25 protein-coding genes are annotated in these 23496 nt (G+C 39.1%); 20 read left to right on the plus strand and 5 right to left on the minus strand.

What is annotated here, in order from left to right; all coding sequences use genetic code 11:
- Positions 1-24: 24 nt before the first annotated feature.
- Positions 25-429 (minus strand): hypothetical protein, encoded by a 405-nt coding sequence (locus tag BUA60_RS11335; protein ID WP_072861893.1) that lies wholly within the window; start codon positions 427-429, stop codon positions 25-27.
- A 92-nt stretch (positions 430-521) separates the two neighbouring features.
- On the opposite strand from BUA60_RS11335, the gene BUA60_RS11340 reads away from it, so the two are divergent.
- From BUA60_RS11340 to BUA60_RS11375, 8 genes are all read left to right on the plus strand, one after another.
- Complete coding sequence (locus BUA60_RS11340; RefSeq protein WP_072861894.1) at positions 522-2033, plus strand: sensor histidine kinase; 1512 nt, start codon at positions 522-524, stop codon at positions 2031-2033.
- A gap of 7 nt (positions 2034-2040) precedes the next feature.
- Entirely contained in the window at positions 2041-3093 is a 1053-nt protein-coding gene (locus tag BUA60_RS11345) for a response regulator (protein ID WP_072861895.1), read from the plus strand.
- A gap of 101 nt (positions 3094-3194) precedes the next feature.
- Positions 3195-4031: a universal stress protein gene (locus tag BUA60_RS11350; RefSeq protein ID WP_072861896.1), complete on the plus strand. Its 837-nt coding sequence runs from the start codon at positions 3195-3197 to the stop codon at positions 4029-4031.
- 97 nt (positions 4032-4128) lie between these two features.
- Positions 4129-4974, plus strand: a complete 846-nt coding sequence (locus BUA60_RS11355) for a universal stress protein (RefSeq protein WP_072861897.1) — start codon at positions 4129-4131, stop codon at positions 4972-4974.
- Between the two features lie 18 nt (positions 4975-4992).
- Positions 4993-5856 (plus strand): universal stress protein, encoded by an 864-nt coding sequence (locus BUA60_RS11360; RefSeq protein WP_072861898.1) that lies wholly within the window; start codon positions 4993-4995, stop codon positions 5854-5856.
- Entirely contained in the window at positions 5856-6707 is an 852-nt protein-coding gene (locus BUA60_RS11365) for a universal stress protein (RefSeq protein WP_245802534.1), read from the plus strand. The genes BUA60_RS11360 and BUA60_RS11365 overlap by 1 nt, the downstream gene beginning before the upstream one ends.
- Positions 6708-6873: 166 nt before the next feature.
- Positions 6874-7734, plus strand: coding sequence for a universal stress protein (locus BUA60_RS11370; protein ID WP_072861900.1), 861 nt, complete (start codon positions 6874-6876; stop codon positions 7732-7734).
- A gap of 134 nt (positions 7735-7868) precedes the next feature.
- Complete coding sequence (locus BUA60_RS11375) at positions 7869-8708, plus strand: universal stress protein (RefSeq protein ID WP_072861901.1); 840 nt, start codon at positions 7869-7871, stop codon at positions 8706-8708.
- 44 nt (positions 8709-8752) lie between these two features.
- Here the strand turns inward: BUA60_RS11375 and trxA are convergent, their stop codons facing one another.
- Positions 8753-9052: a thioredoxin gene (gene trxA / locus BUA60_RS11380; RefSeq protein ID WP_072861902.1), complete on the minus strand. Its 300-nt coding sequence runs from the start codon at positions 9050-9052 to the stop codon at positions 8753-8755.
- Positions 9053-9166: 114 nt separating this feature from the next.
- Between trxA and BUA60_RS11385 the strand changes: the two genes are divergently transcribed.
- The 10 genes from BUA60_RS11385 (at position 9167) to BUA60_RS11430 (ending at position 17624) form a co-directional block, all read left to right on the plus strand.
- Positions 9167-10003 carry a universal stress protein gene (locus BUA60_RS11385; RefSeq protein ID WP_072861903.1) on the plus strand — a complete coding sequence of 279 codons (837 nt, stop codon included), beginning with the start codon at positions 9167-9169 and terminating at the stop codon, positions 10001-10003.
- Between the two features lie 10 nt (positions 10004-10013).
- On the plus strand, positions 10014-10859 hold the full coding sequence (locus tag BUA60_RS11390; protein ID WP_072861904.1) for a universal stress protein: 846 nt from the start codon (positions 10014-10016) through the stop codon (positions 10857-10859).
- A 62-nt stretch (positions 10860-10921) separates the two neighbouring features.
- Positions 10922-11767: a universal stress protein gene (locus BUA60_RS11395; RefSeq protein ID WP_072861905.1), complete on the plus strand. Its 846-nt coding sequence runs from the start codon at positions 10922-10924 to the stop codon at positions 11765-11767.
- A gap of 12 nt (positions 11768-11779) precedes the next feature.
- Positions 11780-12193 (plus strand): hypothetical protein, encoded by a 414-nt coding sequence (locus tag BUA60_RS11400; RefSeq protein WP_072861906.1) that lies wholly within the window; start codon positions 11780-11782, stop codon positions 12191-12193.
- A 71-nt stretch (positions 12194-12264) separates the two neighbouring features.
- Entirely contained in the window at positions 12265-13164 is a 900-nt protein-coding gene (locus BUA60_RS11405; RefSeq protein WP_072861907.1) for a mechanosensitive ion channel family protein, read from the plus strand.
- Position 13165: 1 nt separating this feature from the next.
- Positions 13166-14011 (plus strand): ATP cone domain-containing protein, encoded by an 846-nt coding sequence (locus tag BUA60_RS11410; RefSeq protein WP_072861908.1) that lies wholly within the window; start codon positions 13166-13168, stop codon positions 14009-14011.
- Positions 14012-14014: 3 nt separating this feature from the next.
- A complete protein-coding gene (locus tag BUA60_RS11415) occupies positions 14015-15391 on the plus strand; it encodes an MBL fold metallo-hydrolase RNA specificity domain-containing protein (RefSeq protein ID WP_072861909.1) in 1377 nt (458 codons plus the stop codon).
- 61 nt (positions 15392-15452) lie between these two features.
- Entirely contained in the window at positions 15453-15881 is a 429-nt protein-coding gene (locus tag BUA60_RS11420) for a hypothetical protein (protein ID WP_084532569.1), read from the plus strand.
- Positions 15882-15979: 98 nt separating this feature from the next.
- Complete coding sequence (locus BUA60_RS11425) at positions 15980-16636, plus strand: hypothetical protein (RefSeq protein WP_072861910.1); 657 nt, start codon at positions 15980-15982, stop codon at positions 16634-16636.
- The gene (locus BUA60_RS11430; protein ID WP_072861911.1) at positions 16617-17624 is read left to right on the plus strand and encodes a 2-hydroxyacid dehydrogenase; all 1008 of its coding nucleotides are present in this window, start codon (positions 16617-16619) and stop codon (positions 17622-17624) included. Before BUA60_RS11425 ends, BUA60_RS11430 begins: the two co-directional genes overlap by 20 nt.
- Here BUA60_RS11430 and cls read toward each other — a convergent pair.
- The 3 genes from cls to BUA60_RS11445 all read right to left on the minus strand — a co-directional run bounded on the left by cls (position 17619) and on the right by BUA60_RS11445 (position 20826).
- Complete coding sequence (gene cls, locus BUA60_RS11435; RefSeq protein ID WP_072861912.1) at positions 17619-19031, minus strand: cardiolipin synthase; 1413 nt, start codon at positions 19029-19031, stop codon at positions 17619-17621. The genes BUA60_RS11430 and cls overlap by 6 nt on opposite strands.
- A gap of 261 nt (positions 19032-19292) precedes the next feature.
- On the minus strand, positions 19293-19844 hold the full coding sequence (locus tag BUA60_RS11440) for a hypothetical protein (protein WP_072861913.1): 552 nt from the start codon (positions 19842-19844) through the stop codon (positions 19293-19295).
- A gap of 436 nt (positions 19845-20280) precedes the next feature.
- Complete coding sequence (locus tag BUA60_RS11445) at positions 20281-20826, minus strand: hypothetical protein (RefSeq protein ID WP_072861914.1); 546 nt, start codon at positions 20824-20826, stop codon at positions 20281-20283.
- Positions 20827-21096: 270 nt separating this feature from the next.
- On the opposite strand from BUA60_RS11445, the gene BUA60_RS11450 reads away from it, so the two are divergent.
- Both BUA60_RS11450 and BUA60_RS11455 read left to right on the plus strand, forming a co-directional pair.
- Positions 21097-22509, plus strand: coding sequence for an alkaline phosphatase D family protein (locus BUA60_RS11450; RefSeq protein WP_084532585.1), 1413 nt, complete (start codon positions 21097-21099; stop codon positions 22507-22509).
- 62 nt (positions 22510-22571) lie between these two features.
- Positions 22572-23465 (plus strand): sugar phosphate isomerase/epimerase family protein, encoded by an 894-nt coding sequence (locus BUA60_RS11455; RefSeq protein ID WP_178346992.1) that lies wholly within the window; start codon positions 22572-22574, stop codon positions 23463-23465.
- Positions 23466-23496 lie beyond the last annotated feature (31 nt).

A 23496-nucleotide genomic window follows, 5' to 3' on the forward strand; every position in this document is an offset into this window, starting at 1 on the left:
AGGGTCCCGACCAATTCTGCATTATTATTCCTTTAGTAAAAGTTCCAGTTTGCCCAGCATCACCAATTCTGCCTTATTCTTTCCTGAAAAACTATTGGAAATGGCATTTGCAGTATCCAAAATAAGCACCTTTATGAATGCACTCAACATACCTTTATTGTCTTTATAGAAATCCTTAAAATCGTCGTAACAGGCTTCACTGTCCAGATCATTGTCCATTGACCAATCAAATACCGATTCGATCTGAAAAGCTGCGTCGGTCCCATATTCGTCCTCCAGCTCATCTACCTCCAACCAATATTTTCTAATAAAGGACCTAAGTTTACTTACCTCCTTACCATGTACACGGGAGTCTGCCATGGCAATGGCGTAGAATAATTTTCCCAAGTTTTCGTACAATTCCTTACCTACTTTCTTTGTATTTTTCATTTCTATATTGTTGAAGAGTATGAGTTAAAAATAGCGAATAGACCAAGTTTTTTATATGACAATAATCAGTTTAAAAATTTTATCTTTGGCTTATGCAGGCCTTTCAAAAAAACAGTGAAATATTCAATCTACTTTCCGAAGGGGTATCCGAAGGAATTATAGTTGTCAATACCCAACAGATTATAGTAGCCACCAATTCCTCGGCTGGGAGAATGTTTGGTTACCAAAAGGGCGAGCTCCTTGGAAAACCCCTGGACACCCTTATACCAAGAAGGTACCACGGACATCACGGTCACCATGTGGAGGACTTTATTGATAAAAGTGAGCGTAGGCAAATGGGCCGGGGAAGGGATTTGCACGGGGTACGAAAAAACGGTGAGGAATTTCCGGTCGAGGCGGGTCTTAATCCGTTTAAGCTCTATGACGAAACCTATGTCATGGCTCTAGTAATTGATATTACCCAACGTAAGATCAAAGAAAAGGAACTAAGCCATTGGGCCAAGATATTTGATGAATCCCTTAACGAAATTTACGTTTTCGACGCCAACACACTGCATTTTGTGAACGTAAACAAAGAGGCCCAACGAAATATGGGCTATAACTTGGAAGAATTTAAGGCCATGAAGCCATTGGATATAAAGCCCAACATGGATTCCCCTCAATTCCAGTTACTAATAGAACCCCTGCTCAATGGAAAAAGGGACAAGGTAAAGTTTGAAACCGACCATCAAAGAAAGGACGGGTCCATCTATCCCGTAGAAGTACACTTGCAACTATCAACATTTGGTGAAAATGATGTTATTGTTGCTATAATACTAGATATAACAGAGCGTAAAAATTATACCGAAAAATTAGAAAAAAAGGTCCAAGAGCGCACCAAACAACTCACGGAAGCCTTGGCCAAGGAGAAGGAATTGAACGAACTAAAAACACGCTTCCTTTCTTTGGTTTCCCATGAATTTAAAACCCCTTTGAGCAGTATACTTACCTCTATAACCTTATTGGCCAAATATACCGAAAGCCACCAACAGGAAAAGCGGGACAAACACGTAGAAACTATAAAGAACAAAGTAAGGTATTTGGACACCATATTAACCGATTTTCTTTCGGTGGAACGATTGGATTCCGGAAAGGTGAATTACAAGATCGAAACTTTTCCCCTAAGTAAAATTGTAAACGAAGTAGTCTATGGTGCCAACATGCTCCTTAAGGCGGGCCAAACCATTAAATATCCGGAGAATATTGATGATATTTTCATCAGATTTGACGAAAAAACCTTGGAACTGGCCTTGTCCAACCTAATACACAATGCCATTAAATATTCCCCTGAGGATACCATCATAAGCCTAGAGGTGAATAGAACCCAGGACACCATTTTAATAAAAGTCATTGATCGTGGTATAGGTATACCTGCAGCGGACCAAAAACATATTTTTAATCGTTATTTTAGGGCGGAGAATGCATTATTAAACCAAGGTACAGGTATTGGGCTTAATATTGCAAAACAGCATTTGGAAAATCTTGACGCCACCATTGAATTTACCAGTAAAGAAAACAAAGGATCTATTTTTACTATAGTTATCCCATTAGAAAACGTAAATTGAGAGAACAATGAAAACAATTCTTTTAATCGAGGACGATAGGGCCTTACGTGAAAACACCGAAGAGCTTTTGGAGCTTTCTGGTTATTCCATGATTACAGCCCCAAACGGAAAAATTGGTATTCAAATGGCCAAGGAAAAATTACCGGATATTATCGTATGCGACATTATGATGCCGGAGGTAGATGGTTATGGCGTTCTTAAGGAGTTATCGTCGAATGAAAAAACCAAACACATTCCCTTTATATTCCTATCTGCCAAAACGGAACATAAAGAAATAAGAAAGGGAATGGATCTGGGCGCCGACGATTACCTTACCAAGCCTTTTGAAGAGGAAGACCTCATAAATGCCATTGAAAGTAGATTGGCAAAGGTGGAACTTTTGGGGCGTATGGCTCAGGAAGGATCGTTGGACCCTGCGCACCCTGAAGATCAGATACGCACCTTGAACGAGTTGAAAAATTTTTTTGACGACAATGGCGAACCCACCAGTTTTCTCCAAGGTAGTATCATCTACCAAGAAGGCACCTATTCGCATAAAATATACCTTATCCTTAAAGGGGTAGTAAAATGCCATACGATGGACGAGGACGGAAAAGAATTGATTACTTCGCTTTATAGGGCAGACGACTTTTTGGGATTTACCTCCTTTATAGAAAATATTCCTTACCAAGAATCGGCAACTGCCATTGAGGACGTGGAACTGGCCGGGATATCCAAGGAGAATTTGAAGCAGGTATTGGAAAAGAACCACAATATCTCCCTGGAACTAATGGAACTGCTTACTGGAAATATTAAGGACATAAAACAGCAATTGTTGCAAATGGCCTATAGTTCCGTTCGTAAGAAAACCGCCCAAACCTTGTTACAGTTTGCAGAAATAATGAACAAAAAAACCGAGGACCCGATTAAAATTTCCCGGAACGATTTGGCCAGTGTAGCCGGTATTGCAACGGAAAGCCTTATACGAACACTCTCCGGTTTCAAAAAAGAAGGGCTTATAGACATTGAAGGTAGAAATATCCGTATCAAGGAATTAAAGGCCCTGCAGTACATCAATTAAGTATATTCTTAAAAATTAATTTTTATGCAAAACTGACCAATGTCATATTACAGCTATGACCATAAGTCTAGTTTTGTATTGATGTATCTATTTAATGTAGAATGAAAAATATACTGTTCCCCACCGATTTTTCCGAAAATTCTTGGAACGCAATTGAATATGCCTTAAAGCTTTTCAAGGATGCGCCCTGTAATTTTTACGTTCTCCATGTTGATTCCTTGAGTCGATCGGGTGTAGAGAGCAATTCCTTCGTTATGCCATCCAAAGGCATCACCATGGCACTCAGGGATAATCTTACGGATACCTTTGCCCGCATAAAGACCATTACCACCAACAAGGACCATCACTTCATTGCCCTGCATGAATATGGAAATCTCATAGATATTATTCGAAAGACCGTATTGGATAAAAAGATAAATTTAATTGTCATGGGGACCAAAGGGGCTTCTGGTATAAAAGAAACCATTTTAGGCAGCAATACCGGGAATGTCATGACTAAAGTACCCTGCAATCTATTGATGATTCCAGAAAAAGCCGAACAGTGCATCCCCAAGGAAATTGCCTTTCCTACCGATTACAATATTTTCTATTCCTATTCCATATTGGAAGCAATTTCAAAAATGCTCCGTATTACCAAGGCTAAGTTAAGAGTTGTTAATGTCACCAAGCCCGGGGTACAATTAAACGAAACCCAAAATCAGAATATGGTCTATCTACAGGACTATTTGCTGGAACTTTATGAAGAATCGCATAGCATCCACAACTTAAAACATGAAAAGGCCAAAAATGCCATTGAGCAATTTGTGGTGAGCGAGAAAATAGATATGGTAATCATGGTGGCCAAAAACCTTAATTTTTTACAACAACTGCTGTTCGACACCTCCATTAAAAAAATCAGTTTTCAGACCAGTATTCCTTTATTGGTCATGCACGAATAAACCTCCCGCCCCCTATTTTGATATTTGGCTACTGATAAATGTCATAGGTTTTGTAGGTCGCTACCGATAACTTTGGTAGGTATACAAAAGAAAACCTATGAGAGCAGTTTTAATTCCTACCGATTTTTCCAAGAGTGCTATGCATGCCATAGATTATGCACTTAATCTATACAAATGTGAACGCACCAATTTCTACTTTTTACATGCCTATGCAGACGAGGTTTATGGCCCTTTCAAGACCAATGGGGAAACCTCTTTTGAAGATCAAAAGGAAACTGTTAGGAATAACACGGATAAATCCTTAAAAGATCTCATCCAAAAACTAGCTGCCAGGGAACACAATCCAAAACATAGTTACGAAACCCTATCGGCATTCGACACTTTGGTCGATGCCGTTAACGACTTTGCCAACCAAATAAATGTTGACCTAGTAATAATGGGGACAAAAGGACAGACAGCGGACAAAAAAATTACTTTCGGCAGCCATACGGTACAGGTTTTCAAATACGTACAGTGCCCAGTACTCGCAGTTCCTTTGGACTATAAGTACCATCAGCCAAAAAAGATACTGTTTCCCACAGATTATATGCTGCCTTATAAACGTAGGGAATTGAAGTTGCTGAACACCTTGGCCGCCGAATTTAAATCGGAAATTCACTGTCTTTATATTTCTGACTTTGAAGATTTAAGCAACCGACAGATAGACAACCAACGTTTTCTTAGGGAATCATTGGCAGAAGCCTTCCTGTTTTTTGAAAGACTCCCCACAAAGAATAAGGCGGAAGCCATAATGGATTACATTAAAAAGAACAACATAAATTTATTGGTCATGGTAAACTCGCGCCACTCATTCTTGGAAGATATGCTTTACAGATCAACGGTAGACGAAATTGGACTACGTTTAAAGATTCCCTTTTTAGTGATGCAGAATCTACCCCGATAAATCAAAAAAGATACAAGGATGAAAAAAGTTTTATTGCCCACCGATTTTTCCACCAACGCATGGAACGCCATCGCGTATGCCGTGAATTATTTTCAAAATGAAAAGTGTCTTTTCTATATACTTCACACCTATACGCCCACTTTTTATAGGGTAGATTATATGATGGGCGGTCCGGTGAACAGTGCTATTCCGGACAAGGGAGTCGAGACGGCCCAGAAAGGTTTGGAAAAAACACTTAGGGACATTAGAAAGCATTACCCAAATAAAAACCATCAATTCAAGACCATTTCTTCTTTTAACATTCTGACCGATGAAATTGAAGAGGTTACAGCACGGGAAGGATTGGACATTATTGCCATGGGAACCCAGGGGGCTACAGGTGCCAAGGAAATATTTTTGGGAACCAACACCGTCCATGTTATCAAAAAAGCCAAGATTCCGGTATTGGCCATTCCCAATGGTTATGCCTTTAAGGAAATTGACACCATCGTCTTCCCTACAGATTACACCAGGCCTTATGACCCGGAAGCTTTAAGTTTTCTAGCTGAAATTTGCAAATGGCACAAGGCTAAATTGATTGTATTGAATGTTAAGGAAGATTTTGTGCTTAATGAGCAACAAAATGCCCATAAAAAAGCCCTTGGCGCTTTCCTTCAACCCATGGACCATAGCTTTGAGCAGGTGAAGGGCGAATTAATGCCCAATGCCATACATGAATATGTGGAAAAACACAGAATTGGGCTACTGGCCATTATGAACCGCAAACATTCCTTCTTACATCGCCTGATCAATAAATCTACCATAGACTCCATTGGATATCATTCCAGGATACCTTTTGTAGCCATACCGGAAAGTTGGGAAGAACCCCTTAAAAAAACCTAATGATGAAAAATATATTGTTGCCGACAGATTTTTCCGATAATGCTTGGAATGCCATATTCACAGCGTTAAAACTCTATGCCGACGTACAATGTAAGTTTCTCATTCTACATGCCTATGAACCAAAGGCCATGAACATGCTGGGGCAAAAAAGTCAACAGCGATTAGGTGTAATTTATGACTCATTGGCTCAAAATTCGGTACAGGAACTAGATAAGATTTTGTCTTACCTCAACCAAAACCACAACAACCCGAACCATAGCTTTGAAATCATTTCCAGATCCGACACCTTGGAAGGATCGGTCAAGGAATTGGTTAGGGTCAAAGATATAGACCTAGTTGTTATGGGTACCCAAGGTGCTACTGGAGCTAAGGAAATCTTTATGGGCAGTAATACGGTAAAAGTCTTAAAACAACTTAATAATATTTCCATTTTAGTAGTTCCCAATGACTTTAACTTCCAAAAGCTAAAAACACTCGTATTTCCAACAGATTATACAAGAAAATATGAAAAGTTTGAGCTATTGCCCATGCTAGAACTTACAGAACTTTGGAACACAGCAATTCAGGTGATACATGTGGCGGTAGAATTTATTCTCACCGATGCCCAGAAAACGAACCTGAAAATTTTGGAAGAACGGTTGGCCGCTTATACATATTCCCTGCATGATATTAACTTCGATGGCAATATTGCGCAAAGTGTTGAGCAGTATGTTAATGAAACCAGGGCTGATCTCCTTACCATGGTGAGATACCAGCATAGCTTTTGGGAAAGAATTATAGATGAGCCTATTATTAAAAAAATAGCCTTCCATTCCATGGTACCGGTCTTGTTCCTTCCTGGGCAATCCTAGAAGAAGCAATTAAAAGACGTTCAACCATTATTAGAGATGGACCCACATAATGCCGAATATTATTATGCACAAAGGGTCCTAACATTTTTTAATCATCCAAGGCTACGCCTCAAAGAATGAAACTTTCAGACAGGTGTTACCCCTTAGGAGCAATAACAACAAACTCATGAAAGCAAAGCATATACTCCTTCCCACAGACTTTTCCACAAACGCCCGAAATGCCATAGACTATGCCATTTATCTATTTGAAAAGGAGAATTGTGTATTCCATATTTTGCATGCCTTTGAAGTAGGGGCATCCAATTTAAGCAGTACAATGGGCAAGGCAAAGGACACCCGCCTATTTAGGGCTGTAAAAGATGAATCCGATAGAGACATAAAATCCCTAATAGGCGAATTGGAATCCAAAAACAAAAACAGTAAGCACTCCTTCAATGGATTAAGCATTGCCGATTCTTTGGTAAATGCCATAGGAAGAACCACCATAGATAAGGGCATACAATACATTTTTATGGGAACCAAAGGTTCCTCTGCATTAAAAGAGGTATTCATGGGCAGTAACACCGTAAGGATCATTCAAAAAATAGACTTCTGCCCTATCATTGCCGTTCCGGAAAATTATAATTTTGACCTTCCGGATGAAATAGCCTTTGCCACAAATTTTGAACATATCTACAGTGAAGTAGAATTAGTACCACTTATAGGACTGGCTAAATTATGGGACTCCAAAATTACCATTGTGCATATTGATATGGGCAAGGAATTGCAAGCCCATCAAAAAACTGCCAAGGATACATTGCCCGAACGGTTCTTTGGCCTAAAACACCGTTTTGAAGAGGTTAAGGGACATAGTACTATTTCTGGGGCCATAAATGGCTATACCCATGAAAATGAAAATATAGGAATAATCGCCATGGTAAACTATTGGCATAGTTTCTTCGAGAAGCTTACCAAGGAAAATGTGATCAAGCGGGTAGCCTTCAATACGGAAGTACCTTTTCTAATATTTCCACTTATAGAGCCCTAAACACAACTGTCATTTTGCAGCTATTAGAGCCAACATGATATATGTCATTCTGGAACAATTAAAGAACAATTAATTTTAGTTCATTATAATACGCCAACCATACCAAACCATATTGAACCGTTAAAAAAACTTTTATGAAAAATATATTGATACCTACCGACTTCTCTGACAATGCTTGGAATGCCATTAAATATGGTACGGCATTGTACTCTAAAACCAGATGTACTTTTCATATCGTCCATATAAATCCTATTTCCTACAATTCCGGTGGCGAAGCCGCCATGTATGTCTCTCCGGAAATATTGGAGGAAACCATCCTTAAGGAAAGTAGGGAAAAATTGGAAAAATTGCTTAAAGAGATTGAACGCTTGCCGCTAAACACAAAACATACCTTCAATATAACGGCCTTATACGGATTTTTTACCGATCATATTAAGCAAGAAGTAAAGGATAAAAATATAGACCTGATCATTATGGGAACCAAAGGGGCCACCGGCCTTAAAGCTGTTTCCATGGGAAGCAATACGGGCAACGTATTGACCAAAGTACGATGCGCGGTTTTGGCAGTGCCGGAAGACGCCGAATACAATACCCCTCGAGAAATAGGGTTTCCTACCGATTTCCAGTTGAGCTATGACATTAAGGTCCTTAACCATATAAAGGAACTTGCAATTATGCACAATGCTGCACTACGCTTTCTGTATGTGTCCCAAAAAGGAAAGGACCTTACGGATCTACAGATGAAGAACAAGGAATTTATAAAGAATTATTTCAGTGAAAACGAGCATTCCTTTCATACCCTTACTATAAAGAACCTCGATGACGCGGTGCAAGCTTTCGTAGAAAGCAGGGATTTGGATATGCTGATCATGGTAGCAAAGAACCTAAACTTCCTGGAACGCATCCTATTTAAACCGGCGGTGGAAAAAATTAGTTACCATACCAAGATTCCATTTCTAATAGTACATGAATAAGAATGATGGTTCTTGATTGCAGGGCGAGTCCATAGGATCGCCCTTCAAATATGCTGCTGAACAACCTGTAGTATGTCGTTCTTTTGAAGCACACCGGATTGCCTCCATACCTGCTTCCCGTTTTTAAACAATATCATGGTAGGCACCCCCCTTACCTGATAAGTACTGGCCAAGGATTGATTCTTATCCACATCGATCTTTACGATTTTTAGGGCATTCCCCATTTCGTCCTTAACCTGTTTTAATATAGGTGCCAACATTTTACAGGGTCCGCACCAATCTGCGTGAAAATCAACCAGAACAGGGGTTTCTGAATTGATAATGTTATTAAAACTATCCTTCATAATCAAATTTTTGAAAAGTAAAATTACCTAAACAAAGAGAAAATGAAACTGACGAATATCATGGTTTTCAAAATTCTTCCGCTTTAGATTTACTGTACTAATGTAATAAACACTATGAAAAAAATATTGCTTCCTACTGATTTTTCAGATAACTCCATTCAGGCCATTGGCTACGCCTTGAAGATTTTCAAGAATGCCAAATGTAAATTTTACCTTATGCATACCTATATGCCGCCGGTGTACAACGCGGAATATTTGGTTGGAAGTCCTGGACTCATAGGTTTGGGCGATGTAATGCAGGAAACATCCATGACCCAACTGGAAAAACTAAAAAGCCGTTTGGAAAAGGAATACAGCAACCCTAATCATAGCCTGGTTATACACACTGCCTTCAACACCTTGGTGAATGAAGTTATGGAAACGGTTGAATCCGAAGGCATAGATTTGGTCGTAATGGGCACCAAAGGGGTCACAGGGGCCGAGGAAATCCTCTTTGGGACAAATACGGTACACGTTATAAGAAAAGCCAATTGCCCTGTCCTGGTGGTACCGCCCAATTTTGAGTACGAGAATCCTATGGAAATATTATTTCCTACAGACTATGAAATTATATACAAAAAGGAGAAATTGAGTCCACTGTTGGACATAGCCAATGAATACGGGTCCCAAATAAATGTTTTGCACGTATCCACAGGATATGAACTTACTCCAGATCAAGAAAAGCAAAAGAAGGGCCTTGAAAAGATTTTGGGTAACAAGGCATTATTCCACAATGTTCCCAATAATGAAATCATAGACGCCATCAATGCATTCCAGGCTAAGGAAAAAATCAACATGCTGGTCATGGTTCAGAACAAACATACATTTATGGAGCGACTTTTTATTGAACCTGTCATCAAAAAAATAGGTTTCCATGTTACTATTCCTTTTTTGGTAATTCCACAATTTTAATTCGTAGATAATGAAGAATATTCTTGTTGCCACCGATTTTTCCAATAATGCCTATTGCGCCCTGTTCTATGTAACAAAACTATTGGCATCGGAAAAATGTACTTTTTACATGCTTAACACCTATTCGGAACTTACCATAGCCCCGGGCAAAAAACTTCCAATACTAAATATCAAAAAACATCTGAAAGAACTGGAAGCGGAGTCCAAGGAAAAATTAACGCATACCAAGCACAAAATAGTCTTGGACAATGAGAATCCTCTACACACCTTTAAGACTATATCCCAAAAAGGGGACTTGGTAAATATCATAGCCCAAAAGATAGAGGAGCTTAAGATTGATTTGGTAACCATGGGGAACAAAGGACTCACCGAAGCTACCGACGTGTTTTTTGGGAGCAATACCATAAAAGTGGCAGATAATCTTAAATGCCCTTTATTGGCCATTCCGGGCGAAATGGATTTCCACCCTATAAAGGAAATTGCTTTTGTCACCGACTTGAGAAAGGATTGTGGCCAAAAAACAATAGATCAATTGCTATACATGGCTTCTTTGTCCAAGGCTTCCATTAGGGTCGTACATGTTCAGGAACAACATATTCTAAACAAGACCCAGGAGGAGAACAGAAAGAAATTGGAAGATGGTCTAAAAAATGTAGGCCATTCCTTTCAATGGATCAAAAATTTTGACGACAAAGCCAAGGTAATAGATATCTTTTTGGAAAAACTCAAGGTGGATTTGTTCGCCATGGTACATGAAAAACGCAATCTTTTTGAAAAACTTACCCGTGAACCAGTGGTAAAAGACTTAAGTATGTATTCCGATATCCCATTCTTAATTCTCCCCTCCCAAGAATGACCATTGTCATAGAAACTGTCACCAAAGCCTATTATATTTAATAAAACTAAAGAAGTATTGTCATGGACAAAAGAATATTAATTCCTACTGATTTCTCCAAAAATGCGCTGAACGCCGCACGCTATGCCTTGGACCTTTATGCTAAGCTCAACTGCGAATTCTATTTTTTGAACGTCTTCCGGCTGACTAATTACACTACAAATACCTTAATATTGCCAGAACCAGGCAGTGCGGAATACGAAGCCGCCAAAGGGGCATCGGAGGAAGCTTTTGCCAAGCTATTGGACATGCTGGAGCTACACCATGACAACCCAAAACATAGTTATTACACCATTTCTTCCTTCAATTTTCTCTCAGAGGCTATGAAACAGACCATAGACAATAAGGATATAGACCTTGTTGTAATGGGTACACAGGGAGCTACTGGCGCCAAGGGAATCATTTTCGGAAGCAATACGGTAAATGCTATGGAGAAAATAAGGGAGTGTCCAGTACTGGCAGTTCCAGATGAACTGCGGTTTTCCATTCCCAAAGAAATTGTCTTTCCTACGAATTATAAATCCAGCTTTAGCCGAAAGGAATTGAATTATTTGATAGAGATTGCCAAGATGCACAATACCTCCATAAAGGTTGTACACTTTACTAAAAAAACCACGCTTACCGAAGACCAAGAAAAACACAAACAACTCTTGGATGACATCCTCCAAGGTGTAGACCATAGCTTCCACACCCTGACGGATAAGGATGTTGCCCAGGGAATAACCTCTTTTGTTCAAAGTAGGAATAGCGACATGATCGCGTTCATTAACAAAAAGCATTTCTTGTTCAATAGTATATTTTCTAGACCATTGGTCAAAGAAATTGGTTATGATGCCACAGTGCCAATTTTGGCTTTGAACGAATCTTAAAAACACTGTATTATGAAAAATATTGGAATATGGATGGACAGGGAAAAAGCCCATATCATTCGTTTGGACAACAAAGAAGAGAAATTGGAAACCATTTTTTCGGAGATGGAATTTTTTAATCGCAAGGGGACCTCTGGACCTAGGGTAAAATCTGGTGCAACCCAAGACGTTACACATGAGCGCACCTATCTGGAAAGGGAGAAAGCACAATTAAAATCATATTTTAAAAAACTTGCAGATGCCATAGGCGATGCCGATTCTATAGCGCTTTTTGGCCCGGCAGACACCAATGAAAAATTTAGAAAAGAACTGCTGGAACACCACAAAGGCTTGGCAGAAAAAGTAAAAGCCGTCACCAAAGCCGATAGCATGACCGAGAACCAGACCAAGGCCTTGGTCAGGGACTTTTTTGGCCAAAAAAAATAGTTGGTTAATTTTTAATTGGGAGACCGCCTAAACAAAAATTGTTCTGGCGGTCTTATTTAAATCCATTGCCCATGAACAGTCCCTTGGACTTTATTAACGACCCCGTAGTATTACGGATTGCCAAACTTTTATTGTGGATACTGGCCATAGTAATTTTCATTGGGTTTCTTCGGAGGGTCCTAAAAAAAAGAATAGATAATGTCTCTGTTAGATATAAGGCTCAAAAAGGAGTTGAGATTATTGGTTACGTGCTAATTACGCTCTTGATCCTAATGGCATTTACGGTAGAAAATATAAAGGACTATACTATTATTATAGGACTATTTACTGCTGGTATAACATTTACCCTACAAGAATTGATCCTAAGTATTGCGGGATCATTCTATATCTTTTTTGTAAAGGTCTATAAACCTGGGGACCGTATTGAAATAAACGGAATTAAAGGGGATGTCATTGATATTGATAGCATCTATACTACCTTAATGGAAATTGGGGAATGGGTCAGTAGTGACAATTATTCGGGTAGGATCGTCAAGATAAGCAACGCCTTTGTTTTTAAGGGTCCAATAAAGAACTATTCCATGGATTTCCCTTTTGTTTGGGACGAGCTCAATATACTTGTCACCTATGATTCGGATGTTGCCTTGGCAAAAAAACTGGTCCTGGAAAAGGCCACGGAATACCTTTCCGAATACACTAAAAGCTCATTGGCCAAATGGGAGGAAATGGTGGAGCACTATTATATAGAAAATGCCAAAATTGCCCCTACCCTGGCCATTAATCCAACCGACAACTGGATTGCGATAAACTTAAGATATATCACGGATTATAAATTAAGGCGTATTACGAAGCACGAATTGTTCGAGCAGATAGTACAGGCCCTCATGGCTACGGATGACAAAGTAAAACTTGCTTCCACCACCTTGCAACTACTAAAAATACCAGAATTGGATATTCATCTAAAGCAATGATATGGAAAAGGAATTGGACATTGAAATTCTAAAATCCTCTGGGGAACGTGCCAAATTTTCCTTGGACAAACTGCGTAAATCCCTAAAACACAGTGGGGCCGACCATAATCTAGTGGAACAGATCGTAGGACAGGTGAAGGATGAACTCTATGAGGGCATCTCTACCAATGAAATCTACAATAGGGCCTATGCCCTCCTGAAAAAGAACAAATCGGTCTTTGCTTCAAAATACAAACTAAAAAAGGCCATTTACGAATTGGGACCAACAGGCTTTCCCTTTGAACGTTTTGTGGCCGCCATCCTGGAATATTCCGGCTACCACACTAGTGTGGATCAAATAATGAACGGTATCTGTGTTACCCATGAAATTGATGTAGTTGCAGAAAAAAATGGAACCATTACTATTATAGAATGTAAGTTCCACTCTGAAGAAGGTCGTAACTGCAACGTTAAGATTCCCCTATACATCCATTCCAGATATAACGATGTAAAAGCACATTGGGCTACCAAGAAAAACGAAAGTAGGGAACTGGATAAAGGTTGGGTAGTAACCAACACACGGTTTACCAGCGATGCCTCAACCTACGGAAAATGTGTAGGGCTGAACCTCTTAAGTTGGGACCTACCCTTAAATGATGGACTTAAAGACCGCATAGATCGTTTAGGGCTTTACCCCATTACCGTATCCACCCTACTTAGCAATAGGGAAAAACAGTTTTTGTTGAGTAGGGATGTGGTCTTATGCAGGCAGCTTTGGAAGGATAAGTTTTTTTTGGATCATTTGGGAATCTCCAATACTAGGAAAGAAAAAATCCTGAATGAAATTAAACAACTTTGCAATCATTAGATCATGAATACTATCAAAATACATTTCCTAGGTGCTTCCGGAACCGTAACAGGATCTAAATTCTATTTGGAAACCCCTGAATTGAATCTGATGATAGATTGTGGCATGTTCCAAGGACTAAAGGAACTACGACAACAAAACTGGAATCCCTTGCCCATAGATGTCTCTAAAATAGATTTGGTCCTATTGACCCATGGACATCTGGACCATACAGGATACCTGCCCAGATTATTAAAGGAAGGCTTTAAAGGAAAAATTGTTGGCACAGCCCCAACTTTGGCTATTACTCGAATAATTCTTTTGGACAGTGCCAAGATACACGAGGAAGAAGCTGAGCAGGCCAATAAGGAAGGATATAGCAAACATAACCCCGCACTCCCTCTTTACACGGTAAAAGACGCAGAGCGTACTATAGATTTATTCCAATCCAAGGAAAAGGACCAATGGATAAGCCTTACGGAACACATTCGCTATAAATTTAGATATAATGGTCATATCATTGGAGCCACCTTTATAGAACTGGAAATCTTCGGAAAACTGTTCGTTTTTTCGGGAGATGTTGGCCGATTGCAGGACAATCTATTGGAAAGCCCGGAACGTCCAAAATGGGCCGATTATCTTTTTGTGGAAAGCACTTATGGAAATAAATTACATCCTGAGGAAGACGTGGAAGGGATACTTAGCGATCTAATAAAAACAACCATAAGGGAGAGGGGAAATCTGATCATCCCATCCTTTGCCGTGGAACGACTGCAATCGCTAATGTATCTACTTTGGAATTTGTATAAAAAAAACAAGATCCCCAATATCCCCATTTTTATAGATAGCCCCATGGGCAATAATGTATTGTCTGTATTTGAACAATATCCACATTGGCATAAACTGCCTATGAACGAGTACCGTGCCATGTGCAATCATTTTAATATTATCACTTCCTATGGCGATACTTGGAAGACCATAGACGATCCAAGGTCTAAAATTGTAATTGCCGGAAGCGGAATGGTTACGGGAGGCAGGGTCCTTACTTATCTAAAACAGCTGATAGACATACCATCAACGGCAATTTTATTGGTGGGTTTCCAAGCGGAAGGAACCCGCGGACGCCAACTGTTGGAAGGGGCCTATGAACTAAAGCTGTTTGGAAAATATTATCCAATTAAGGCAAAAATCCATCATTTGGAAAGCTTATCTGCACATGCCGATCAAAGCGAGTTGTTACATTGGATGGAGGATATAGAAAATATTCCCGAAACAGTGTTCCTTATCCATGGGGAATCTACTTCCCTTGATGCCTTTAGGGTAAAGATCAAGGATGTTCATGGTTGGAATGTCCAAATTCCCAAACTCAACGACATACAAGAAATAATTATCTCAAATTGAGATGACAAATCTCATTGCGAAGGTTTTTAAAAGTTCTTAACTTTATCCAAGATCCAAAAAAATGGAAAAGAAAAATACGGCCACAGATAACGGGAGGCAAGTTGCCCTGATGCACTGGAAAATCCAACAATGGAAATTGAGGTTTCAATTGATGGATGACGAAATTGTTTTTATAAAAAATTTATTGGATTCCAATGCCTTTAAACCCAACATCCCCAACCTTTTTGAGCGCCTTCAGGACTACAAAACCCGCTTGCAGGATATTGAAAATAGAAATGCGGACGTACGATCAAAAATTTCATTGCACGAAAACAGTTTAGGCAGTGATCTGGATATAGCTGATAGCTCCATTAGTGCTGCGGACGTTAAAAAGAATGATAGTCTTCAATTAGAGGTCGATGAATGTCAGGGGGATTACCAAAATTTGAAAAGCGAGATTTTCAATTATACAGGGAGCATTCTTATCATGAACAAACCTGAGGTGAAATAATGGTGTAACTGACCAACGTCATATTATTTCATAAGCACAACCGCTACCTTCGCATCTATTCCTGAAATTAAAAAACTATTATTACAAAGGCTTATACCATGAAAAAAATATTACTTCCAATCGCAATATTACTAGCAGGATGCTCTTCCACTAGTTTGGTTGAAAACTGGAAAAACCCAGACACCGTACTGTTCCATGCCAATAAAGTGTTGATAGTAGGAATGGCATCAGACGAGGAAGCCAGGACAGATTTTGAAACCAACATGCAGAAAGAATTCAGTAAACGAAATATTGAAGCCATGCGAAGCCTTGATGTTTTTGATGTTTCCTTTACCGATACCCGTAAAACCGAAAAAGAACTGGATGATGTGGAACAAAGCCTATTGGACAAGGATTTTGATGCCATACTATTTACTAAAGTTGTTGGTTCGGAGGATAAGGAAAGTTTTTTGAAATCCATTTCCAGGTGGAACAATTACCAAGGAAGATTTAATGACGATTATCTAAGTCACCAAGATATCTATTACGACCAAGGATATTATGATAAATTTACGGTATACCATGCAGAGACTACACTGTACTGTATTTGTGAAGGCAAGGAAAGGTCAATGATCTGGAGGGGAAGTATAGACATCTCCGACCCCAAAAACATACAAAAAACCATAAAAGATTACATAAAACTTGTTGTAACTGCCATGGAAGACCAAGATCTAATTTTTATCAAAGAAGAAAAAAATGAAATTACTGGTCTATAGTGCTAAAGATTTTGAAATACCCTTTTTAAATGATGCCAATAACAAGATTCATAAGGTAAGTTATACAAAAGATGCTTTGAATTCCGAGACGGCCATCCAAGCTGTTGGGCATATGGCTGTTTCCATATTTTCCGGTGATGATGCCTCTTCTTTAGTGTTGGAAAAATTATCGGATCTTGGAGTACGTTATATTAGCTTGCGATCGGCCGGGTATAACAACGTACACCTAAAAACAGCACAAAAGTTTGGGCTTAAGGTAGCCCATGTTCCCGAATATTCCCCCTACTCCATTGCCGAACATGCGGTAGCCCTATTGCAGGCACTAAACCGGAAGATTATTTTGGCAGATAGGCAGGTACACTCCTATAATTTTTTGCAAAACAACCTGATGGGTTTCGATTTGAACGGAAAGACCGTAGGTATTGTCGGAACTGGGAAAATTGGCAGTGTAATGGCCAAGATTATGAACGGTTTTGGTTGCAAGATATTGGCGAACGACCTTAAACCTGATTATAGACTTGTTCAATTATACGATCTTACCTACACTTCCTTGGACGAGATTTGCAAACAATCGGACATAATAAGCCTTCACATACCACTCACCCAAGAGAACTACTATTTGATAGACAAACAAAAACTAGCCCTAATGAAACCGGAAGTTTTATTAATAAATACGGCAAGAGGGGCCTTGGTGGAAACTAAAGAATTGATAAATGCCTTGGAAAAAAACGCAATTGGTGGCTACTGCACAGATGTTTATGAAAAGGAAATAGGATCGTTCTTTAAGGACAATTCTACACAAGGAATCAAAGACCGTCTATTAATAAAGTTATTATCCTTTCCTAATGTACTGCTTACGCCCCACCAAGGTTTTATAACCAAAGAGGCGTTGACCAATATTGCCGAAGTTACTTTTGAAAATCTAAATAGTTGGGAAGAAGGTAAACCGTCCAAGAACGAACTGGGTCTTGAAACGATCAATTCATAGTAAAGGACTAAATAATTTTCCAAATCCTTCTTTTAGCTTTTCCCCCCAAGGTCTTTTTATATGATCTTCATAGGTCAGCATTCTACTTGAGTAGGCATCCTTAAGAAAATCTTCCTTCAACAATTGTGCAAATTCGGCATCATAAACAATGGCATTTACTTCATAGTTCTGTTCAAAACTCCTATCATCCAAATTGGCCGTACCTATGGTAGCAATGCTATCATCACTAACAATAATCTTACTGTGCAAAAATCCGTCTGGAAATAAATAGATCTTGATCCCCGATTTAAGAAGGGGTTCAAAATAAGACCGTACACTCCAACTTACTATTTTATTGTCCGCATTTTCCGAAACCATCAAACGCACATCCACACCTCCCAAGGCAGCGGTCTGTAAGGCCTCCATTACGGCCTGACCGGGAATAACATAGGGATTGGTAATAAAGAGATAATTTTTGGCCTTATTAATTATTGTAAAATAAGTTTGTTCCAACGAAGGAAAATCATCATCCGGTCCGCCGGAGACGATTTGTACAAGTTTACCTACTTTTGTATCAACGGCCGCTTTATCCATATCCAAGGGCAGTACGGGAATAGTCTTTTGACAAACCAAATACCAATCCATTGCAAAAACAAAATCCAAGTGGCTCGCTGCATTGCCCTCCAATCTTAGGTGCATATCGTGCCAATTGCCCAGTTCCACATCGCCTTTCAAGTATTTATCCGATACGTTTATTCCTCCGGTAAATGCCACCTTGCCATCTACTACAATAATCTTTCTATGATTTCTATAATTCAGGGAAGAAAAAAAACGTCCGAATTTGAACGGCAGAAATGGATATACCTCAACACCAATGGCCGTTAATTTTTTTATATAAGCCTTACTTAATGAAAAACTACCTATACCGTCATAAATCATTTTTACCTCCACCCCATTCATAATTTTACGTTCAAAAAGCTGTAACAACTTTTGCGCAAGTTCTCCTTCTTCAAAAATGTAGTATTGTAAATGTATTCTGTGTTGGGCACTTTCAAGAGCCTCAAAAATGGATTCGAAGGTCGTTTTTCCATCCTTTAGTAGCCGGAGTTCATTATTGTCCGTGGGAGGAAAATGTGAATTTCGGTAAACCAAGGTCATTAGTTTTTGGTACTTTCCACTCATGGAAGCCATGTGCTCCATTAAGGGTTCCGGCAAATTTAAAAAGGCTTTCTTTTTTAATTTTAGCAACTTATTTTTTCTCCTATTTCTTCCCAGAAGTAGATAAAGAAACATTCCGCCCACGGGTATGGTAAAAATGGCCAGAAGCCAAGCCAAACTTTTTGAAGGTTTGGCACCGTGCAAAAGAATACTTATGATAATGGCTAAGGCAATAAGTAAATAAAGACTAAGAAAAATAGCATTCCACATATTTTCTTTATAATTAATTGACTGGGATAAGTGCAATTAACAAAGTTCGGAAATTGCGGTGTTTTATCTATGATAATTATCAGCTAATGATAGCATGGAGCTAATTTCAGCTAACTCCTATAGCGGAGAATGGAAAATACAAAACCCTTAAAACAAAATATTTATGCTTTAAGGGTTGTATGCAGTCCTTATTATGTTGTTTCCAGGAATTCTGAAAACTAGTTTTAATCCAGAATCAACTGGATTTTTGGGTTACTATACCTACGAATGGGCCAGCTTGCCCGCGAGGATGCCCGGGACTTTAAATAATTGTGCAATTGACTTAAAAAGTCCCATTGATTTAAAGGGTACAAAATCAAACCTGAGAATAGTTTCCGGAGATTCATCACCTGCAATGGTTAGTCCGTTCACTATCTCAAAGTCCAAAAACTTAATTCCGTCTGCACGTTCTTCGTATCTATCACTATAGATTATTTTACTCCCAGATTTTCCAAGATAAAATCTGAATGCACTGTAAGAACCTGTTTCCAAGCTAAGAACGCTTTTGGATTTTAGAAAAAGTCCTGTATGCATACCTTTGATAGGTATGGCAGCCTGACCCGGGAAGTCCGCAATAAAATGCTCCTGCCCCTTAGTATCTATAGCAGAAAACTTAGTAATGTTCAAATTCATTTCGGACACTTTCATATCCTCGGCGTAGCTGTTCCTTAGTACCAAATCCTTTATACATTTTCCTTCTGAATCCAATAGGTACCTATCGGAAAGCTGCGGTACCACTTGCCAAGTCTTGGGATAAAAATTCATTTTTTTCATAACGGAGTATTTAAAGAATACGCCTACAAATTTATAGCCATACACTTCCTCATGAAACAGCAGGATTTTCCAATTTATATGCTATTTTAACCACATGTTGAATATGATTCTTTAAGCAATGCTAATATTTAGCATACTTGGACCAATACCAATACAGAGTACTTTACAAGTTCCTAAAGTTGTTGCGATATCCAAGAGGTTAAACTGTAGGAAATAATAATTGTAAATGCAATTATTCTGGAATTCGCTATTTGGATAAAAGTGATTTTCTAAAGCCTTTATTGGGTAGTATGAACGAAACTATCTTCAAAAAAAGTTCGGTATTATTTGGATCCTAGTTTCTTTAAATGATCGTAATACATGGTCTAAACATAATTACACTAGTGTTTGCGCTAGCATTATTACATCTTGGGTGCAACCCTTAGCCACCTATCTTCTAGAAGGTAATATTTACGAATGGAAGTATGGGACTGGTATATACACTTTCATCTTCCTTATACAGCAAATTGTACTTTGCCCCTACCGATATTTTTTCGTTTATATTCCACCCTAAACCTACAAAGAGTGCAGAGTCCCAAAAATCATCGGTAACTTTTCCCGTGGGGGTCTCGGTTTTGGTATTCACCTTAAGCTGGGCAAATTCCAACAAGGTGGTTAGTTGTCTGATAGGCCTATACTGGGATATGATGTTAGCTCCAAAAGTAGTGGTATTCTGCAAATCCTTGATGGAGGTATAACTGCCCTGAATTCCTCCACCTAGACTCACTTTATTGCTTACTGCATATATTAAATTTGGAGCTAAACTAATATTGGTGCCCCCAACAAAACTCAATCCAAACCCAAAGCCAAATTTTAATCTGTTTTCAGTTTTGGAAGTACTATCCACTACCGCGATATCTGTAGTCTGGCAAAATAAATTTTCACTGTATAGGAACACTACAAGAACAGTGGTCATGGTTAAAAGGAATCTATTCAATTTCATATTTGTGATGTTAATGGTTGGTTCTATTTAAAAGCTATGTTTAGATTATTCAAGATATGGCTTTTTTTAACATAATTCAATATTTATTTTGCTGCATGGAACCATCAAGATGAACCCGTTTCTATTAAATCCGGAGTCTTTGCCATATATTAACCAAGGAAAGTAGCATCTTACAACCACAAAAGGGGAAGTGCTTATATACTATTAGGGTTTTAATAAATAGCATATATTTGATTTAGAATGTTATTTAAAATGATCAAAAAATACATCTTGAAAAAGAATATTATTGCCTTAATAGGAACTTTTGTTGTACTGATTTCCAATTTACATGCACAAAATAGTGACCACGTATATTTTACCAACGGTTTTAAGATTGGGGAATTAACCCATAGCTCTGCAGTAGTATGGACCAGATTGTGTAAATCCGAAAAACCGGTACCCATAAAACATCAACAAAAAGGGGCTCCCTTTAGAAGTCCCATCGACTTTGACAATAATATGCCGGTAAATGAAATGGACGGGGCCGTGGAGGGTTCCTTCGGGCAGATAAGCATAGAAGTGCGTTCTAAAGATACGGTAATAAACACTCCTTGGGAATATGTTTCTGAGTATAAGGACTTTACTTTAAAACGCAGGATTACAGGCCTAAAATCCAATACTGAACATACAGTGACCGTTAAGGGCAGAAAATCAACTGAAGCGCCCATTACCGAAATACAGGGAAGGTTTACTACAGCTCCGCTGGCAAATGAGGTAACACCGGTACTTTTCACCTCTTCCACTTGTCAGTATTTTTGGTCTTATGACGATCCTGAAAGAGGGTTTAAGATATATGATAATATGCTTAAATTAAATCCGCTGTTCCACTGCCAAACGGGAGATTACGTTTATTATGACAAAGCCGGACCCATGGCCTACAATATGGAATTGGCCAGACATAAATGGCACGCCATTAATTCCTGGCCATCATTGAATAATTTCTACAATAATACCCCCCTTTACTTACAAAAGGACGACCACGATGTATTAAAGGATGATGCCATGCCCAACTCTACCCCTTTTGGAGAACTGAGTTTTGAGGATGGCCTGTTAATTTGGAACGAACAAGCCCCGATTATGGATAAATCCTATAGAACCTTTAGGTGGGGAAAAGATCTACAAATTTGGATGGTAGAAGGCAGGGATTATAGAAGTGACAATAAGGCCCCGGACGGGGAGGACAAGAGTATTTGGGGCAAGGAGCAGATAGAGTGGTTTAAGCAAACGGTGGAAGCCTCAGATGCTACATTCAAAATCCTTAGTTCTCCCACTCCTGTGGTGGGGCCCGACAGGGCAAAAGGAAAAATTGACAACCACTCCAATGATTCATTTAAAACAGAGGGAAATTGGTTGCGCAAATACCTTTCCGATCAAAAAATGTTCGTTATCAATGGGGATAGACATTGGCAATATGTGTCTGTTGATCCTGATACTGGACTGATGGAGTTTAGTCAAGGCCCCTCCAGCGACTCCCATGCCCAGGGATGGGATGCCAACGACATACGCCCAGAGCATAAATTCTTAAGGGTCAAAGGTGGTTTTTTGGCCGTAAAAGTACATCGGGAAGGGAATACCCCTATGATAGAGTTTATTCATTATGATGTTGATGGCAATATTGTGAACAAGGAAACCATAAGTAGGTGAAAATTAACTAACTTCATACATAATTAGGCCATTCTACATCCTACGACTTAAAATATTGCTAAATGAACAGGAGAAATTTTATTGGGAGAACAGCAGTCCTTAGTGCCGCGACTTTATTACCCATGAGTTCTTTTTCCCTATTGGGACAATCGAAATACAAGATGGGCTATCAGCTATTTTCGGTACGTACAGATATGGCAAAAGATCCTCTTGCCACCATAAAGGCCTTGAAGGAAATGGGCTATGAAGACTTTGAATTCTACGGTTTTGATGCGGATAAAGGCCTTATTTATGGCTATACACCCTCCGAATTGAAGCACATTTTGGATGACCTTCAATTATCAATTACAAGCGGACATTACAGCTTTTCCCCCTATTTGGAAAAATCCGAGGACGAGCTTAAACACTATGTAAACCAATATATTATAGCGGCAAGGGCATTGGACAGCAAATATATCACCTGGCCCTATATAGCTCCCGAACAAAGGACCTTGGACAACTTTAAATTAATGTCCTACAAACTTAATCTCATAGGCCAACAAGTAAATGAGGCCGGGTTAGGATTCGCCTATCACAATCACGGCTACGAATTTGAAGATTACGGTGGACAAACGGGTTTCGATATTATTATCAATGAAACCGATGCCAAGCTTGTAAAACTTCAAATGGATATGTACTGGGTAATGCATTCCTCCAAACAGACTCCAAAGGAATTAATAGAAAAACAACCAGGACGTTACGTAATGTGGCATATCAAGGACATGGATAAAATTAGTAGGGACTATTCAGAATTGGGCAATGGATCCATTGACTATCATTCAATTCTACCGGATCCCAAAGCATCGGGATTGGAGTACTATTATTTGGAGCAAGGGGGAAATTTTACGAACAGTCCAATGAAAAGCGCTGCGGATAGCGCCGAATATTGTAAAAAACACCTGCGCCAATATTTGTAAACCTTTCCCAAGATATTATTAGACCTGAACC

Origin of the sequence: Arenibacter palladensis (assembly GCF_900129275.1) — a bacterium.
Taxonomy (GTDB): Bacteria; Bacteroidota; Bacteroidia; order Flavobacteriales; family Flavobacteriaceae; genus Arenibacter; species Arenibacter palladensis.